Origin of the sequence: Pseudoalteromonas issachenkonii, assembly GCF_002310795.1 — a bacterium.
Taxonomy (GTDB): Bacteria; Pseudomonadota; Gammaproteobacteria; order Enterobacterales; family Alteromonadaceae; genus Pseudoalteromonas; species Pseudoalteromonas tetraodonis.
Genome location: NZ_CP011030.1, coordinates 1 through 18,247, shown reverse-complemented (window position 1 = coordinate 18,247; position 18,247 = coordinate 1). Strand labels below are relative to the sequence as shown.

Genomic DNA, 18,247 nt, shown 5'->3' with positions numbered 1-18,247 from the left:
AGCGTATCGCTTTTTATTAGTAAATTAAAATAACTACTGTATGACTCGAAATTTAATGTTTAATCATTAAATGGGATGAATGTAAGACTATTACTCTTTGATTGTTAACTCAACTGCGCCGTGGCTTAAATCAAAAATATCTTTGATGGCTTGCTGCGCTTGGCGACTATCAATGGTAATAGTCCACTCAATATTTGCAGTAAACTGCTTTTCAATATTAAGTACCTGAAAGTTGGTTTTTAAGTGCTGTTCTATTGCGCCTTGCATACTGTATTCACTAAAGCCAACCAGCTCAATGCTGGGTACTTTTACCACTGTTTGTAATTTTGCTAAGGCATTATTAAGTGAGCCACCATAAGCACGAACTAACCCACCGGTACCAAGCTTTATACCACCAAAATACCGTGTTACAACAGCAGTTACTTCACCTAGGCCAGAGCCCACCAACACGTTGAGCATGGGTTTACCGGCGGTGCCATTGGGCTCCCCGTCATCAGAAAAACCATAAACATGGCTGCCCCCTGGGTTACCTGCAACATGTGCCCAACAATTGTGACGTGCATCACTATATTTTTCTTCAATATTTTTAATAAAGGCTTTCGCAGCATTTAGATCGGGCGTGTGACCTATATGAACGATAAAGGTACTTTTTTTAATTTCTTCTTGATGAAATACAGCTTCGGCTGGGTATTTATATTCAGACATAGCACTTACTTAGGCTTTAATTAAAAAAATGGGGCCAAAAGGCCCCTTTGTATCCGTTTATTTTAGCGCGTATTGGCTAACTCGTCTTTATAAGGATTTAGTCGAGTAATAAATTACGCGTCATATTTTCTAGGCTATCTTCGTGAACAATAATATTGTCCTCGATACGAATACCGCCAAAAGGTTTAAACGCCTCGACCTTTTCCCAGTTAATAAACTGCTTATTGTCTGTTTGTGCTAAATCACCTAATAAAGAGTCAATAAAGTACAAACCTGGCTCAATAGTAAATACTTGGTTTTTCTCAATTAAGCGAGTACAGCGCAAGAATGGATGACCCTCTGGTGGCGCTTGATGTGCCCCTGTTTCATCACGCATAAAACCACCCACATCGTGAACCTGTGCACCTAAATGATGCCCTAAGCCATGCGGGAAGAAAGTTGAGGTAATTTGACGCTCAACAATTTCGGCTGCAGGTAGTTTAACAATATCAAAATCACTTAATAGCTGAGCAATACGGTTATGACAATCAATATGCAGATCGCCATACAGTAAACCTGGCTTTAAGCTTTTTCCTAACTCAATTTGATGCGCTGTCATAGCGTTAACTAAGTCAGCAAACTCACCCTGCTTTTTAAAGTCGTAGGTACGGGTAATATCCGCAGCGTAACCATTAAAATTAGCGCCCGCATCAATTAAAAATGAATTATGCGTTTGTGGTGCTTTTGGCTCAAAATGGGTGTAGTGCAAAATAGCGCAGTTTTCGTTAAGTGCCACAATATTGCCATATGGCATTTCGTTTTCACTTTGGCGCGTTGCCATTAAGTAAGCTTGCTGAATATCAAACTCGCTACCACCATTAAAAAACGCATCACGCGCTGCTTTATGGCCATCAACCGCAATACGGTTCGCATTACGTAAACACTCAAGTTCATATTGCGTTTTATAAGCACGGTGGTAATGAATATAGTTAAGTACTGGCTCAGGGTTCATAATACTAAAACCAAGTGCTTGTGCTACTTCGAGATACTCACCAATGTAGGCAAATTTAGCTTTATCGTAAGGTAGTAGCTTTTCAACCTGATCAGGTTGTAATAACAATTCAATATCGAAGTATTCTGCCCAAAAATCTCTTGGCTCATCAGGTACTTTATGCCAAAAATCAATTGGACGATAAAAAATAAGTTTTGGCTTATCGCTACCATTTACCACAATCCAGCAATGTGGATTATCAATAACCGGTAGCCACGCTTTAAAATGAGGGTTAACTTTAAACGGGTAATACATATCATCTAAAAATTGGCGCTTAGCTTGGCCTGAATGAATGACTAATCCTTCTAACCCTTCTTGCTCACAAATAGTACGTGTACGCTGCTGCAATGTTGCAATATGTTCGGCGTATAAAACGGCTAATTTTTCCATAATAAACCCATCTGTTAAATTTAACTTGCTTTGAGTCTACCACTTATACACAAAGCGCTCAAAAAAGAGGGATACGTACTGTGTAAATATCCCTCTGTGGTTGTAGATTTATTTTTACTATCCGCCCATCGTCATTTCTAATATGGGGGCTAGAAGGTTTCCCTCCCGACCAAGGCGAGTATGATAAACCTGCCGATAAGCAAATACATTTTTTACATAATCTCGGGTTTCTCTGTAAGGAATAAGTTCAACCCATAGCTCAGCCGGCATTGCTTCTTCTGGTAACCAACGCTTAATACGATGATACCCAGCGTTATAAGATGCTGTAGCTAACACCTCATTGCCGTGGTTTTTCTTTTTTAAATACTGTAAATAACGAGTCCCAAGACGAATGTTGGTTTTTGGTTGATACAAACGACGATTAGAAACCGTGCCTTTATTAATATACTTTGCCGTACTCGGTAATAGCTGCATTAACCCGCGTGCATTTGCATGGGAGCGCGCATCAGGTGCAAATGAGCTTTCGCGACGTGCAATAGCAATACTCCAAGTTAGGTCAATTTTGCTTCGCTTGCTGTAACGCTCAAACATTTCTTGAAATGCAAAAGGGAAACGCAAATCCACATAATCCCATGCTTTTATTTTTGCTAGGGTGAATATAGTACTATCAAACCAATCCAGCTCGGCTGCAAGTACCGACGCAGCTAATTTTTCATCATCAGCTGAGGTATCAGTTAAATAATTCCACTCGCGTCGAGCAGCAGTAAAGCGCTCTAATTCATACAGGGCTTTGGCACGCTTAAAGCCTGGCGCATTACTCACTCTTGTTACTAAAGCTTGATTTACATTAACGGGCAACTCATTTAAATCAACCGGTATGCCCAAACGCGCAGCGGCTAAAAAACCATAATAATCACGGTTAGCGGCCACTTTAGTCCAAATTGCCTTAGCTTTTTCATGATCTGCGCGTTTGTCATAACTATAAGCAAGCCAATACTGTTGCCCTAAGCTAAGATTTTCTTTACCTGTAAAAAATGCCGCAATTCCCTCCCAATCTTGGGTTTTGAGTAGATTAGCTAACTGCCATTGCATTAATTTACGATCTTGGCGCTCTTTGGGTACTTTATTTAAATAGAAGCTAGCTTGGCTATGGCCGCTCGACGCCAATGAAAGCGCAAAGGTATAATATACATCCGCTTTTTCATCATCAGTGTAATCAAATAACCCCTCAATTTTTTGCCATGCCTTTAATGCCAACTCTTTATCACGCCAAATTAAACGCTTAATACCATAAAGCGCTATTTCACCCTCTTTCACTGTTTTGCGCTTATAACGGTATAACCCCGCCGCTGCACTTGGGTCACGTCTTACTTTTGAGTATAAATCGGCTAAGTAGCGCTCATTGGCTGGCAACAATGTTTTTAAATAAGGCAGTAAACGATAAGACCCACCTTGTGCCGCTAAAGTGACACGTTGCCAAACAACATCGGGCGTTAAATAACCATTTTGACGCCAGCGTTTAAAAAGGCCATCGCATTCACTTGGCTGCGACTCACCCACTGTCCATAAGTCGGTTACCTGATTGAGTATTGCTTTTTTAGGCGCACCAAGATCAAGCTGAAAAGTAAGGTGGGTACAAGTAAGCTCACTGTCAGAGGTTTCACGGTAGTTTTTAATAAACGCTGCTTTTTGATTTCTGCGTTTTAAATAGTTTAACCATGCTTTACGCACTGGCCACTCTAATGGCGTATGTTCATAAACAGTGAGAAAATTTTCTATCTCTGTTTGGTGGGCTAAGCTTGGGTAACGTTCCCAATATGCTTTTTCAACATACGGTTTAAGCGGATGAGACAATGAATCCACCGCTTCTTTAAAATTTTGATAATTGCCATAGCGCGCCTGTTTTTCAGCGTCTAAAAATGCATCAATATCAGTTTTCGCGTTGGCAGAGGTAAAAGAGAAAAATAGAGTCGCTGCCGCTACGCTTAATAAGTATTTTTTCATAATGTCCTTTAGGGCATAGTAACCTTCAAGGCTGACGAAGTGTGGCGAAGAGTAAGTAAACAACAGCACATACACAGCTGTACTATTTATTCTAATAAAACCCAAGCTATGAACACTAAGACAGCGCAATAAAATGAATAAAGAAAACTTTCAAACCCACCTTAGCACCAAACCAGCTATATTTTAACCAGACGTTTGTAACCAAGATAAATTTTTCGTTGCATTTTTAATTTAAAGCAAGCACACTGGTCTGAATATGAACTCATCGTACCAGTCTTAGTTCATCAACTAGGGAGAATAATAATGTTATATAAAAGCGATTCCTTTGAAGTTAGCTTCGTGAAGGAAAACATCGCCGAGTTTAAGTTTTGTGCTACAGGTTCTGTAAACACATTATCTCAACAAACTCTTTCAGATTGCGCGGCAGCATTAAAAGAATTAGCCGCTAACGCTGATATTAAAGGCATGATTTTTACCAGTGATAAAGACCACTTTATTATTGGTGCAGATATCTTCGAATTTTTACCTACTTTTACTAAACCTGAAGCAGAATTAGTAACGTGGATCAAAGATGCAACTGACGTTTTTGATGCAATTGAAGATTTACCATTTCCAACACTAAGTGTTATAAACGGCTTGGCGCTTGGCGGCGGCTGTGAGTGGGCACTTGCTACCGATTATCGTGTTGCAAGTGACTCAGCAAAAATGGGTTTACCAGAAGTTAAATTAGGCATAATGCCTGGATTTGGCGGCACAGTGCGCCTTCCGCGCATTATTGGCGCCGATAACGCGATGATGTGGATCACCACAGGTAACGAAAATCGCGCAGCTGATGCCCTTAAAGTAGGTGCATTTGACGCAGTAGTTAGTGCCAACAAACTACAAGAGTCAAGTATAGCAACATTAGAATTAGCGATTGCTGGCAAGCTAGATTGGCAAGCAAAACGCGCTGTAAAATTACAACCGCTTAAATTAAACCGTGTTGAGCAAGGCATGAGCTTTGCAATGGCAGAAGGTATGGTAATGGGTAAAACCAAAGGCCACTATCCTGCTCCAGTTATGGCCGTTCGCACTATTAAAGCGGCAGCAAACTGCTCACGCGCCGAAGCAATGGCAATTGAAAATGCCAACTTTGCAAAGCTTGCTCGTACCAACGAAGCAGCCGCGCAAACAGGTATCTTTTTAGCAGACCAATACATTAAAGGTAAAGCACGTAAATTTGCTAAGCACAGTGATGTAGAAATTAAACAAGCTGCTGTATTAGGCGCAGGTATTATGGGCGGCGGTATTGCATACCAATCTGCTTATAAAGGTACACCAATCATAATGAAAGACATCCAACAGGATGCACTTGATTTAGGTATGGGTGAAGCGTCTAAGCTATTAGGTGCAAAAGTTAAGCGCGGCCATATGCCGATGGAAAAAATGCTAGCAACGCTTAGCAAAATCAAACCAACGCTTAACGATGCAGACCTACAAAACGCCAACATTATTGTTGAAGCGGTAGTAGAGAACCCTAAAGTGAAGCAAGCCGTACTTGCTGACCTTGAAAAGAATATGCCAGAAGGCACTGTGCTTACGTCAAATACATCGACTATTTGTATTGACCTACTTGCAGAAGCACTTGAAAAACCAGAAAACTTCTGTGGTATGCACTTTTTCAACCCAGTACCAAAAATGCCATTAGTAGAAATTATCCGTGGTGCAAAAACCTCAGATAAAACCATTAATGCCGTAGTTGATTACGCACTTAAACTAGGTAAATCGCCGATTGTTGTTAACGATTGCCCAGGCTTTTTTGTAAACCGTGTTTTATTCCCTTACTTTGCAGGCTTTAGCAAATTAGTGGTTGAAGGCGCTAACTTTGCAAAAGTAGATAAAGTCATGGAAAACGTATTTGGCTGGCCTATGGGTCCAGCTTACCTATTAGATGTTGTAGGTATTGATACGGCTTATCATTGTACTGGCGTAATGGCTGACGGTTTCCCTGAGCGCATGGCGCGTGCAGAAAAAGATCCAGTGACTGTTTTTGCTAACGAAAAACGTTTTGGTCAAAAGAACAAAGCGGGCTTCTACAAGTACGAAACAGATCGTCGTGGTCGTCTTAAAAAATCGCATGACCAAACAGCGATTGAACTACTTGCACCAATTACAGACGCACCAAAAGAATTTGATAAACAAGAAATCATTGACCGTTGTATGATCCCAATGATCAACGAAGTGCTACTTTGCTTACAAGAAGGCATTGTTGCTTCTCCTCAAGAAGCTGATATGGCACTTGTATACGGTGTTGGTTTCCCTCCATTTAGAGGCGGCGCGTTCCGTTACTTAGATCAAACAGGTTTAGCTAATTTTGTTGCAGCAGCAGATAAATACGCTCACCTAGGTGCGATTTACCAAGTATCAGAGCAAACTCGCAAGTGGGCTGAAGAAGGCCGTGTTTTCTATAAGGTGGAAGGTTAATATCATGAATAATCCAGTAATTGTAGATTGTATCCGCACACCAATGGGTCGCTCAAAAGGCGGCGTATTTAAAAACAAACGTGCGGAAGACTTAAGCGCTCATTTAATGAAAGGCTTATTAGAACGTAATCCAGCAGTTGACCCTGCGTCAATTGACGATATTTATTGGGGTTGTGTACAGCAAACTTTAGAGCAAGGCTTTAACGTTGCACGTAACGCATCTCTACTTGCAGGCATTCCACATTCAGTGCCAGCAACCACAGTGAACCGTTTATGTGGCTCATCAATGCAAGCATTGCATGATGCTGCTCGCGCTATTATGACTGGCGCTGGTGATACTTACCTAATTGGTGGTGTTGAACACATGGGCCACGTACCTATGACTCACGGTAACGACTTTCACCCAGGCTTAGCTACATCAATTGCACAAGCATCTGGCTCTATGGGTTTAACTGCTGAGTACCTTGCTACTATTCACGGTATTAGCCGTGAGCAACAAGATGAGTTTGCTTACCGCTCGCATCAACGTGCACATGCTGCAACAGTTGAAGGGCGTTTCCGCCGCGAAATTTTAGCAATGGAAGGTCACGATGCTGACGGTTCACTTATCCTTGTTGAAGATGATGAAGTAATTCGCCCTGAAACAACGGTTGAAGGTTTATCGCAGCTGCGTCCAGTATTTAACCCTGCTACGGGTTCTGTTACAGCGGGCACATCTTCAGCACTTTCTGATGGCGCATCAGCTATGTTAGTGATGAGCGAAGAAAAAGCAAAAGAACTTGGCTTACCAATTCGTGCATATATTCGCGCGATGGCCGTTGCCGGTTGCGATCCATCAATCATGGGTTACGGCCCAGTACCAGCAAGTAAAAAAGCATTGGCACAAGCTGGTATTACTATTGATGACATCGATGTTGCTGAACTTAACGAAGCATTCGCAGCACAATCATTACCCGTACTTAAAGACTTAGGTTTAGCGGATGTGGTTGACGAAAAAGTGAATTTAAATGGCGGCGCTATCGCACTGGGTCACCCGCTGGGTTGTTCGGGTTCGCGTATTAGCACCTCACTTATTCACTTAATGGAAGACAATAACGCAAAATACGGTTTAGCGACTATGTGTATTGGTTTAGGCCAAGGTATTGCTACTGTATTTGAACGTGTTCAAGACTAATTAGTTTTTAACATGTAAAACCATCTTGGTGATTAAAAGGCGAACTAGCGCAAGTTAGTTCGCCTTTTTTATGCCACCAGCTTTTGCAGGTTTAAAATGAATAATGTGATCGGGTGCATTAAATTTATCTCAGATTATCTATTAATAAGTTGAGCCGTTTTGTTATACGTAAAATAGTTAACCAACAGCTTTATTTGCGCTAAACTACCCGACCTAACCAAGCCACGACTATTTTTACAGGTAATTTTTATGAGCTTTGATAACCCCGATCACCAATTAGATGCTATCGGCCTTCGCTGCCCAGAACCTGTGATGATGGTGCGCGCTGCAATTCGCAAAATGAGCGAGGGTGAAACATTGCTTATTATTGCCGACGACCCCTCAACCACCCGTGATATACCTAGCTTTTGTACGTTCATGGATCACACGCTAGTGGCTAAAGAAGTTGCAGAATCACCGTATAGATATGTGGTGAAGAAAGGGTTGTAAAGCTATCAGCTATCAGCTATCAGCTATCAGCTATCAGCTCAAAATTAAAAAAACCGTGTTTGTTAAATCAAGCACGGTTTTTTATTTTATCTTTAAACTAACGACTGACGGCTGATGACTTACAGCTTTTACTTCTTCGTTATCGTCACTTGCGGCTCATCGTAGTCACTAAAATCAATGCTGACTATGTAGGAGCCTTTAATCGCTGGTGTGTAGCTAAAGTAATTATAAATGGTATTACAGTCGGCGCGTGTTGATTGGCCGAGTGTTAGGCTTTGCCCTGATGGCTGTGAATCGCTGTAGCCACAGTTAAAACCTTCACTAAAATCCGCATCCGCTATTTTAAATTCGTACACTTTGCCTGGGGTCGAAAACCTAACTTGGGCTTGGTAAAGCGCAGGCCCAACTTGTTTAAATTGATATTGAGGTTCGGCATCCCATAATGTGAAGTCCCCTCTTAAATAAATACTGCGATCCAATTCTTGCTGCGGCAACACGTCGTTAATTGAAATTTGGCTGGTACAGGCACTCAATAGGCCCACTAAGGCTAACGTGAAAATGCGTTTCATTGGGAGCTTCATGGTGAATCCTCTATTAACTAATATAAATAAAACACTAAAAAGCCAGCATAATGCTGGCTTTTTAAATAGCTATTGGCTGTTATTTTTGTAATACAGAAATATCTGCAATTTCTAAAAATAACCCGCTAAGCTGGCTTAAAAGCGCAAGGCGGTTTTGCTTAACCGCTTCATCGTCGGCCATTACCATGACATTGTCAAAAAAGTTATCAACACTGTCACGAATACCAGCTAATTGGCTTAATGCCTCTTGGTAGTTTCCATCGCTGTATAGCGGCGCTAAGTCGGTGGCAAATTTTGCAACTTGCGCAGCCAGTACTTTTTCTGCGTCGTCACTTAGTAAGCTCTGATCAACATCACCTTGCGTTGTAATGTTGTTTTTAGCCAGAATATTACTTACACGCTTATTAGCGGCTGCAAGCGATTCTGCGGCGTCTAGAGTGCGGAAATGGCTTACGGCTTTAACTCGGCGATCAAAATCAACAGGCTTCGTTGGACGGCGCGCAAGTACCGCTTGAATTACATCTACCTCAATGCCTTCATCTTGATACCAAGCACGAAAACGCCCTAGCATAAATTCGAATACATCGGTTGATACATTTAGGTTAGTCAGCTTTTCACCAAACAAGGTTTGCGACTTAGCAACCAGGTCTAAAATATCAAGTGGTAGCTGCTTTTCTACCATGATACGTAATGCACCAATGGCCGCACGACGAAGTGCAAATGGGTCTTTATCACCTTTTGGTGCTTGGCCTATACCAAAAATACCCACCAGTGTGTCAAACTTATCTGCAATAGCAACTGCACAGCTGATCAAACTCGTTGGTAAGTTATCGCCGGCAAAGCGTGGCATGTACTGCTCGTTTTGCGCAACAGCGACATCTTCAGCTTCACCGTCATGACGTGCGTAATGCATTCCCATTACACCTTGTACGTCGGTAAATTCCATCACCATTTCGGTCATTAAATCGGTTTTACTTAATAAGCCAGCACGCGCTGCTAGTGCTTTATCTGCACCTAGTTGCTCTGCAATGTAACCGGCAAGTTCACTGATACGCTGTGACTTATCTTTAAGTGTGCCCAACTGCTTTTGGAATAAAACGCTGTCTAGCGACTCAAGTCGGCTTTCAAGGGTTTTCTTTTTATCTGTTTCAAAGAAGAACTGCGCATCAGCTAAACGCGGGCGCACTACTTTTTCGTTACCAGAAATAACCACACTTGGATCTTTACTTTCGATGTTAGAAACAAACAAAAACTTATTTAAAAGTTTGCCGTTTTGATCTAATAACGGGAAGTATTTTTGATCGTCTTTCATGGTGTAAATAAGCGCTTCGGCTGGCACATCTAAAAATGCTTCTTCAAATGTAGCTGTTAGCGTTACTGGCCATTCAACCAATGAAGTAACTTCTTCAAGTAAATCTTCATCCATAGCAACTACGGCATTAACTGCTTTTGCTGCGTCTTCTATTTGCGCACGAATTTGTGCTTTACGCTGTTCGTAGTCAGCTATCACGTAAGCTGATTTAAGTACGTCAAACACATCATCAGCATGGTTAATACTAATTTTTTCTGGATGATGAAAACGATGGCCTTGCAGTTGATTGCTCACTTGCTTACCCAGTATCTCACCTTCTATTAGCTCACTACCCAGTAAAATAGTGACTGTATGCACAGGGCGAATAAATTGTGTTTTATTCGCGCCCCAACGCATTGGTTTTGGAATAGGTAATTTAGCAAGCGCTTTACTAATTGCATCAGCCATTAGTAATTTGGTTTCTTGCCCTGCTACTTTAGCAATATGTAATAACCACGCGCCTTTATCGGTTTCGAGTGTTTGCGCATCTTTTACTTCAATTCCACAACCACGAGCCCAACCCATGGCTGCTTTGGTTGGGTTGCCCTCAGCGTCAAATGCCGCTTTAGTTGCAGGGCCGCGTTTTTCAACTTCTTTGTCTTGTTGTTTAGCGTCTAGCGCTTTTACTTGTAAACCTAAACGACGAGGTGATGCATACCAGCTCACACCTTGGTGAGCAAGTTCTAAGCTTTCAAGTTCTGCTGTTAAGTTTGCAGCAAAGGCTTCGGCTAATTTTCGAAGTGATTTTGGTGGCAATTCTTCGGTGCCAATTTCAACTAATAAATTTTCTGCTGACATGCTTACTTATCCTTACACAGCGGGAAACCAAGCGCTTCACGTGCATCGTAATAACTTTGTGCACACGCTTTTGATAATGCACGAACGCGTAAAATGTAACGTTGACGCTCGGTCACCGAAATAGCATGACGTGCGTCTAATAAGTTAAATGCGTGCGATGCTTTCATTACTTGCTCGTAGGCAGGTAATGGTAAGTTTGCTTCAATTAACTTTTGGCTTTCTGCTTCGCACTTATCAAACTGTGCAAATAAGTCTTCTACGTTTGCATGTTCAAAATTATAAGTAGACTGCTCTACTTCGTTTTGATGGAATACATCACCGTAGGTTACGCGCCCTAATGGACCGTCTGCCCATACTAAGTCGTAAATGCTATCTACGCCTTGAATATACATTGCTAAACGCTCTAGGCCGTAGGTAATTTCACCTGTGACCGGTGAGCATTCTAATCCGCCCACCTGCTGGAAGTAGGTAAACTGGGTTACCTCCATGCCGTTTAACCAAATTTCCCAGCCCAGTCCCCATGCACCCAACGTTGGTGATTCCCAGTTATCTTCTACAAAGCGCACTTCATGAGTGAGGGTATCAATACCCATCGCCGCTAAAGAGCCTAAATAAAGCTCTTGGATATTATCTGGAGATGGCTTTAACACCACTTGGAATTGGTAGTAATGTTGTAAGCGGTTTGGATTCTCACCGTAACGACCATCGGTAGGTCGACGACACGGTTGAACGTAAGCGCTCGACATAGGCTCTGGGCCAATTGATTTTAAAAATGTTTGCGGGTGAAATGTCCCTGCGCCCACTTCCATGTCAAGTGGTTGAATAATGACACAGCCTTGCTGTGCCCAATAATCCTGTAAAGCCAGGATCAAACCTTGAAAGGTTTTAACGTCATATTTTTGCATATTTTGGCTTTTTACTATCTGAGAAGTAGCGTGAAAATTACCCTCAGTATACCTTGTGCACACTCAGGTTTTAAGCAGTTTGTGCAATTGAGAAAATAAAAAAGGAGCCTAAGGCTCCTTTTTTGTGATTAGCATAATTTAATTATACGTCTAAGTTAACCACACGCAGTGCATTCGTTTCTATGAACTCACGACGAGGCTCAACTTGATCGCCCATTAACGTAGCAAATAATTGATCCGCTGCAACAGCATCTTCAATCGTCACTTGCAACATACGGCGTGCGCTTGGATCCATGGTGGTTTCCCAAAGTTGATTTGGGTTCATTTCACCTAGTCCTTTATAGCGTTGAATATAGATCCCACGCTTAGATTCTGCGATCAACCATTCCAATGCATCCACAAAGTTATCAACAGGTTTTGTTTTTTCACCGCGTTGGATGTAAGCACCCTCAGTGATGATATTAGCAATATTTTTACCTGTTACAGCAATACGTTGGTAATCTCTTGAAGTAATAAAGTCATAATGAAGTACATGCGCTTTATCCACACCATGCTGACGAATATTCACAACAGGGTAATATAAATTACGCTCTGTATCGTGCTCAGTACCTGCGTGGAAAATAGTTGCATCTTCATCACGCGCAACTAAGTCATCAACAAGCTCTTTAGTCCAAGCAATTACCTTAGCCTCGTCTGAAAGGTCTTCTTTTTTCAGCTCGCTTTGGTAAATCAAACGGTTCATCACTGTGTTTGGATACTTACGCTTTAAGCGCTCGATCACTTTAACCGTGTTTTGGTAATCATGAACGATTGCTTCTAACGCTTCACCATCAACCGCTTCTGCACTATCACTCGTGTAAAGAGCAGCATTACTTAGCGCTAAAGATGTAAGGTAATCAACTAATGCAGGGTCATCTTTAATATAACGCTCTTGCTTACCTTTTTTCACTTTATAAAGAGGTGGCTGAGCAATATAAATGTAACCACGTTCAACAATTTCCGGCATTTGACGGTAGAAGAACGTTAGTAGCAAGGTACGAATGTGAGAGCCATCCACGTCGGCATCGGTCATGATGATGATACGGTGGTAACGTAGTTTTTCTGGGTTATATTCGTCACGGCCAATACCACAACCTAATGCAGTAATTAGCGTTGCCACTTCTTGTGAAGAAAGCATTTTATCAAAACGTGCTTTTTCTACGTTTAAGATTTTACCTTTAAGCGGAAGAATCGCTTGATTCTTACGGTTACGACCCTGCTTGGCTGAACCGCCAGCTGAGTCACCCTCCACTATGTATAGTTCAGATTGGGCTGGATCTTTTTCTTGGCAATCAGCTAATTTACCTGGTAAACCAGCTAAGTCCATAGCGCCTTTACGACGTGTCATTTCACGCGCTTTACGCGCTGCTTCACGGGCGCGTGCTGCATCAATAATTTTGCCAACAACAATTTTTGCATCCAATGGGTTTTCCAATAAAAACTCAGTGAATTTTTCAGCCATTGCTTGCTCAACTGCCGACTTAACTTCGCTAGAAACTAGCTTGTCTTTTGTTTGTGATGAGAACTTTGGATCAGGTACTTTAACACTCACAACTGCAGTTAAGCCTTCACGCGCATCATCGCCCGTTGCATTACTGGTTGTTTTAGCTTTTTTGTTAAAGCCTTCTTTTTCCATGTAGTTATTGAGCGTACGCGTTAGCGCCGATCTAAAACCAGCTAAGTGAGTACCACCATCACGTTGAGGAATATTATTTGTGAAACAGTAAATATTTTCTTGGAATGCATCATTCCACTGCATTGATACTTCTACACTAATACCATCTTCTTCACGTTCGTGAGTAAAATGGAATACCCCTTTATGCACTGGTGTTTTATTGCGGTTTAGGTATTCAACGAATGCTCTGATACCGCCTTCGTACTTAAAGTGGTCGCTTTTATTTTCTTCGCGTTCATCGCTTAATATGATACTTACACCTGAATTCAAAAACGACAGCTCGCGTAAACGCTTTGCTAAAATATCGTAATGAAAATCAAGGTTAGTGAACGTTTCGCCACTTGGCCAAAAACGAATTTCAGTACCATTTGTTTCAGAATCACCAATTACAGCTAGTGGTGCATCAGGTACACCCATAGTGTAAAACTGCTCATGAAGTTTACCTTCACGACGAATGGTTAGTTTTAATTTTTCTGATAATGCATTTACTACCGATACACCAACACCGTGTAAGCCACCTGATACTTTATAAGAGTTATCATCAAACTTACCACCGGCGTGTAGTACCGTCATAATTACTTCAGCTGCAGATACACCTTCTTCTTCATGTATAGAAGTAGGAATACCACGGCCGTTATCTCTTACAGATACCGAACCGTCTAAGTGAATAGTGACATAAATATCATCACAGTGACCCGCTAAGGCCTCATCGATAGAGTTATCAACGACCTCAAACACCATGTGGTGTAAGCCCGTACCATCATCGGTGTCCCCTATATACATACCAGGACGCTTTCTTACTGCATCTAATCCTTTAAGTACTTTAATACTCGACGAATCATAATTCTCAGACATGGTTAATCCCACTTATCTTGTTATTAGGTTGCCATGTTTCACGTGGAACATTTTTAGTTCTCGTTGCATGGGTTCCACCACAGCAGAAATACTTTCAGATAAAATTGAAGAAATAAATATTTGAGAACTACAGTGAGTCAATAACTGGCCCACTTTCTCTTTTGTATCTTCGCTTAGTTCTGAAGGTAGATCATCTATTAGCAATATTGATTGCTTATCTGTCTCTGACTCAATTAAGCTATTTTGCGTTACTTTTAACGCATACAACAATAACTTTAATTGCCCGCGTGAGAATACATTCTCAACACTGCAGCCAGCGACACTAAAACTAAAATCAGCCTTATGAGGGCCTTTACTTGTAAAGCCTTGGCGAGCATCTCGCTCAAAACTTTGCTCTAACGCATCACAAAGAGATTCACTCTCTTTCCAGCCCGCATTGAAGCTAATTTCTAAATCGCGTATTAGCGTTAATTCTGCACACATTTTATCAAAAAATTGCTGCTTAAACCTAGTTATATACGCGATTCTTAATTTATTTATTTGTTCAGCCAGTCTAACAAATTCTTTGTCCCAAAACTTGATTTGGTCAAAATAATTCTTAGGCTTAGATTTTAATAAGGCGTTGCGTTGTTTAAGCACTTTATTAAACGATTGCCATAAGAAAAAAAACTCATGTTCCACGTGGAACAAACCTAAGTCTAAAAACTTTCTGCGCTCCTTAGGACCGCCAAAAAATAGTGAATAGCTCTCTGGTGTTATAATTTGTACCGGCATTAACTGGGCAAGTTCAGATACTTTTCGACTCGCCTTACCCTGGATTTTTAAATTGGTTTCACCCGCTTGGGTTTTACTAATACCAATAGGGATAGATAAATCGTATAACGCTTTGCGGCCATGAATAACAAACTGATCTTGCTGGTGTGCAATAATACTTTTATGTTTAGAAGTTCGAAAAGATTTGCCGTGAGAAAGGTAATATATAGCCTCTAAAAGGCTGGTTTTTCCGCTGCCGTTTTCACCATAAATTATATTAACGCCATTAACTGGTTCTAGCGTCAGCGCCTCAATATTACGAAAATATTTGAGGCTCAAATGACTTAAGCTCATTATGTATTTATAATCTTATAAACGCATAGGCATAACGACGTACATCGCTTCTTCATCGCCAGCACCTTCTATTAGTGCACTGCTATTTGAATCGGCAAGTGTAAATAACACATCTTCAGTTTTTAATGTATTTAATACATCAAGCACGTAAGACACATTAAACCCTATTTCTAGGTCATCGCCCTCGTACATTACTTCAACTACTTCTTCCGCTTGTTCTTGCTCTGGGTTGTTAGCCGTAATTTTTAATAAACCGTTTGATAAATTTAAACGTACACCACGAAACTTTTCGTTCGATAAAATCGATACGCGTTGAAATGCATTACGTAACCATTCTCTGTTTGCTGTAATAACTTTATCGCCACCGCGTGGTAAAACACGGCGGTAATCAGGGAAACGGCCATCAACTAATTTACTCGTAAAAGTAAACTCAATATCAATAATACGGATGTGGTTAGCACCAAACTGAATAGTGACTAACTCTTGGTCGGCAACCATTAGGCGCATAATTTCTTGCACGCCTTTGCGCGGTATAATTAATTGGCGCTGTGTATTTAATGACTGACCTAGTTGCTTTTGTGCAATCGCTAAACGGTGCCCATCAGTGGCGACTGTTTTTATATCTCTGTTATCAACTTCAAACGACATGCCGTTTAAGTAATAACGCACATCTTGGTTTGCCATTGAAAAGTGCGTGCTTTCAAGTAATTTACGTAACTCTAAACGCGTTAGTTGAAATTCAACTTCACCATCCCACTGCTCTAAATTAGGAAAATCTTCAGCCGCTAATGTGGTCAATGAAAAACGACTTTTACCACTGGTTAAAAGTAACTGATGATCTTGTAAGCTTAATGTAAGATCAGAACCATCCGGTAAACTTTTACAAATATCGAGTAATTTTTTAGCCGGTAATGTGAGCTTGGTATCGGCAACATCATCACCTACAAACACGCTCGCCACTAATTCAATTTCAAGGTCGGTCCCTGTCATTGAAAGCTGGCCATTTTCTACCACGAGTAATACGTTAGATAAAATAGGTAACGTATGCTTACGCTCTATGGCACCCGATACTTGCACCAATGGTTTTAAAAATTGTTCTCTTGATATTGTTATTTGCATAATAAAGTCAGCCCTAAGATGACAATGTTCTTATTAAATTTTGGTAATCTTCTTTAATCTCGTGGCTTTCGTCACGTAATGATTTAACTTTGCGACACGCGTGCAGTACTGTTGTATGGTCACGCCCACCAAAGGCATCCCCAATCTCAGGTAAGCTGTGATTAGTGAGTTCTTTAGATAATGCCATGGCAACTTGGCGCGGCCTTGCTATAGAGCGGCTGCGGCGCTTAGACAGTAAATCAGACACACGTATTCTATAGTATTCTGCTACCGTACGTTGAATATTGTCTATGGTGACTAGTTTATCTTGCAGTGCGAGTAAATCACGCAGTGCTTCTTTTACAAAGTCGATAGAAATTGGGCGGCCGGTAAAGTTTGCATTAGCAATTACACGGTTTAAAGCCCCTTCAAGTTCACGTACGTTTGAACGTAATTTTTTAGCGATAAAAAATGCCACTTCATGCGGTAAATTAATTTTACTTTGCTGGGCTTTTTTCATCAAAATGGCAACGCGTGTTTCAAGCTCTGGCGGCTCAATCGCGATAGTTAATCCCCAACCAAAACGAGATTTAAGGCGATCTTCAACCCCTTCTATCTCTTTAGGATAACGGTCAGAGGTTAAAATAATTTGCTGGTTACCTTCTAATAATGCATTAAAGGTATGAAAGAACTCTTCTTGTGAACGTTCTTTATTAGCAAAAAATTGAATGTCATCAATCATGAGTGCATCAACACTGCGGTAATAACGCTTAAACTCTTCAATCGCATTATTTTGCAGTGCTTTAACCATGTCTTGCACAAAGCGTTCTGAATGCATGTAGACAATTTTAGCATCTGGCTTATTGGCCATAATACCGTTGCCTACCGCATGTAATAAATGCGTTTTACCTAAGCCCGTACCACCGTAAATAAAAACAGGATTAAATGCAGAGCCAGGATTATCTGCTACCTGAGTGGCAGCCGCTTTTGCTAATTGGTTAGATTTACCCTCAACAAAACTATCAAAGGTATAGTTTTCTTTAATGTTTGATTTATAACCAGATTTAGGAGCTGGCTCTACAACCGGTTTTTGTTCTCGAGGCGGTTGTTTTGCCGTTGATTGCGTGCTTGGCGCTGATTGTGTTTCAACCACTGGTGCAGCTTGTGCATTTAATAGCGGCTTGCTACCTACATCAAAGCGTAACTCGGGTGCTTCTACACCACAAATTTCTACCAATAATTCATTTATTCTATTTAAGTACTTCTCTCTCACCCAATCAAGTACGAAACGATTAGGCGCATAAATCGTCAAGGTATCTTCGGTACTTTCTGCTTGAAGTGGTCTGACCCACATACTGAATTGCTGCGAAGGCAATTCATCTTGCAATACATATAAACAACTTTGCCAAACCGACAGATACACAGTAAAACTCCCAGAGATATAATTTTTATTCCCGCACATCAATAATGATTCAAAAATCACACCTGTATTGCGTTTAAATGGCTCAATAAGCAGCCCAAGACCGACTATTATGAATGCACTTTATCCACAAGTAAAAGATTGATTTTTATAAAATTGTTGA

At 41.0% G+C, this 18,247-nt stretch carries 13 protein-coding genes; 3 read left to right on the top strand and 10 right to left on the bottom strand.

Annotation, left to right across the window (positions count from 1 at the left end; translation table 11 throughout):
* Positions 1 to 90 precede the first annotated feature (90 nt).
* The 3 genes from PISS_RS00065 to PISS_RS00055 all read right to left on the bottom strand — a co-directional run bounded on the left by PISS_RS00065 (position 91) and on the right by PISS_RS00055 (position 4,129).
* Positions 91 to 705, bottom strand: coding sequence for a YigZ family protein (locus PISS_RS00065; RefSeq protein WP_096040820.1), 615 nt, complete (start codon positions 703 to 705; stop codon positions 91 to 93).
* A gap of 97 nt (positions 706 to 802) precedes the next feature.
* Positions 803 to 2,125, bottom strand: coding sequence for a Xaa-Pro dipeptidase (gene pepQ / locus PISS_RS00060; RefSeq protein WP_013463654.1), 1,323 nt, complete (start codon positions 2,123 to 2,125; stop codon positions 803 to 805).
* A 117-nt stretch (positions 2,126 to 2,242) separates the two neighbouring features.
* Positions 2,243 to 4,129, bottom strand: coding sequence for a lytic transglycosylase domain-containing protein (locus PISS_RS00055; RefSeq protein ID WP_058153953.1), 1,887 nt, complete (start codon positions 4,127 to 4,129; stop codon positions 2,243 to 2,245).
* 303 nt (positions 4,130 to 4,432) lie between these two features.
* Between PISS_RS00055 and fadB the strand changes: the two genes are divergently transcribed.
* From fadB to tusA, 3 genes are all read left to right on the top strand, one after another.
* Positions 4,433 to 6,592, top strand: coding sequence for a fatty acid oxidation complex subunit alpha FadB (gene fadB / locus PISS_RS00050; RefSeq protein ID WP_058153952.1), 2,160 nt, complete (start codon positions 4,433 to 4,435; stop codon positions 6,590 to 6,592).
* A 4-nt stretch (positions 6,593 to 6,596) separates the two neighbouring features.
* Complete coding sequence (gene fadA, locus PISS_RS00045) at positions 6,597 to 7,766, top strand: acetyl-CoA C-acyltransferase FadA (protein ID WP_033102898.1); 1,170 nt, start codon at positions 6,597 to 6,599, stop codon at positions 7,764 to 7,766.
* Between the two features lie 249 nt (positions 7,767 to 8,015).
* Positions 8,016 to 8,255 carry a sulfurtransferase TusA gene (tusA, locus tag PISS_RS00040; protein ID WP_058153951.1) on the top strand — a complete coding sequence of 80 codons (240 nt, stop codon included), beginning with the start codon at positions 8,016 to 8,018 and terminating at the stop codon, positions 8,253 to 8,255.
* Between the two features lie 128 nt (positions 8,256 to 8,383).
* Here the strand turns inward: tusA and PISS_RS00035 are convergent, their stop codons facing one another.
* From PISS_RS00035 to dnaA, 7 genes are all read right to left on the bottom strand, one after another.
* Complete coding sequence (locus PISS_RS00035) at positions 8,384 to 8,836, bottom strand: early set domain-containing protein (RefSeq protein ID WP_024601485.1); 453 nt, start codon at positions 8,834 to 8,836, stop codon at positions 8,384 to 8,386.
* Positions 8,837 to 8,915: 79 nt separating this feature from the next.
* A complete protein-coding gene (gene glyS, locus PISS_RS00030; RefSeq protein ID WP_058153950.1) occupies positions 8,916 to 10,985 on the bottom strand; it encodes a glycine--tRNA ligase subunit beta in 2,070 nt (689 codons plus the stop codon).
* A gap of 2 nt (positions 10,986 to 10,987) precedes the next feature.
* Complete coding sequence (gene glyQ, locus PISS_RS00025; protein WP_013463645.1) at positions 10,988 to 11,890, bottom strand: glycine--tRNA ligase subunit alpha; 903 nt, start codon at positions 11,888 to 11,890, stop codon at positions 10,988 to 10,990.
* Positions 11,891 to 12,032: 142 nt separating this feature from the next.
* Complete coding sequence (gene gyrB, locus PISS_RS00020; RefSeq protein WP_013463644.1) at positions 12,033 to 14,459, bottom strand: DNA topoisomerase (ATP-hydrolyzing) subunit B; 2,427 nt, start codon at positions 14,457 to 14,459, stop codon at positions 12,033 to 12,035.
* A 12-nt stretch (positions 14,460 to 14,471) separates the two neighbouring features.
* Positions 14,472 to 15,566 carry a DNA replication/repair protein RecF gene (gene recF / locus PISS_RS00015; protein WP_058153949.1) on the bottom strand — a complete coding sequence of 365 codons (1,095 nt, stop codon included), beginning with the start codon at positions 15,564 to 15,566 and terminating at the stop codon, positions 14,472 to 14,474.
* Between the two features lie 15 nt (positions 15,567 to 15,581).
* Positions 15,582 to 16,685: a DNA polymerase III subunit beta gene (gene dnaN, locus PISS_RS00010; protein WP_058153948.1), complete on the bottom strand. Its 1,104-nt coding sequence runs from the start codon at positions 16,683 to 16,685 to the stop codon at positions 15,582 to 15,584.
* Between the two features lie 13 nt (positions 16,686 to 16,698).
* Positions 16,699 to 18,087 (bottom strand): chromosomal replication initiator protein DnaA, encoded by a 1,389-nt coding sequence (gene dnaA / locus PISS_RS00005; protein WP_010392708.1) that lies wholly within the window; start codon positions 18,085 to 18,087, stop codon positions 16,699 to 16,701.
* Between the last annotated feature and the right edge of the window lie 160 nt (positions 18,088 to 18,247).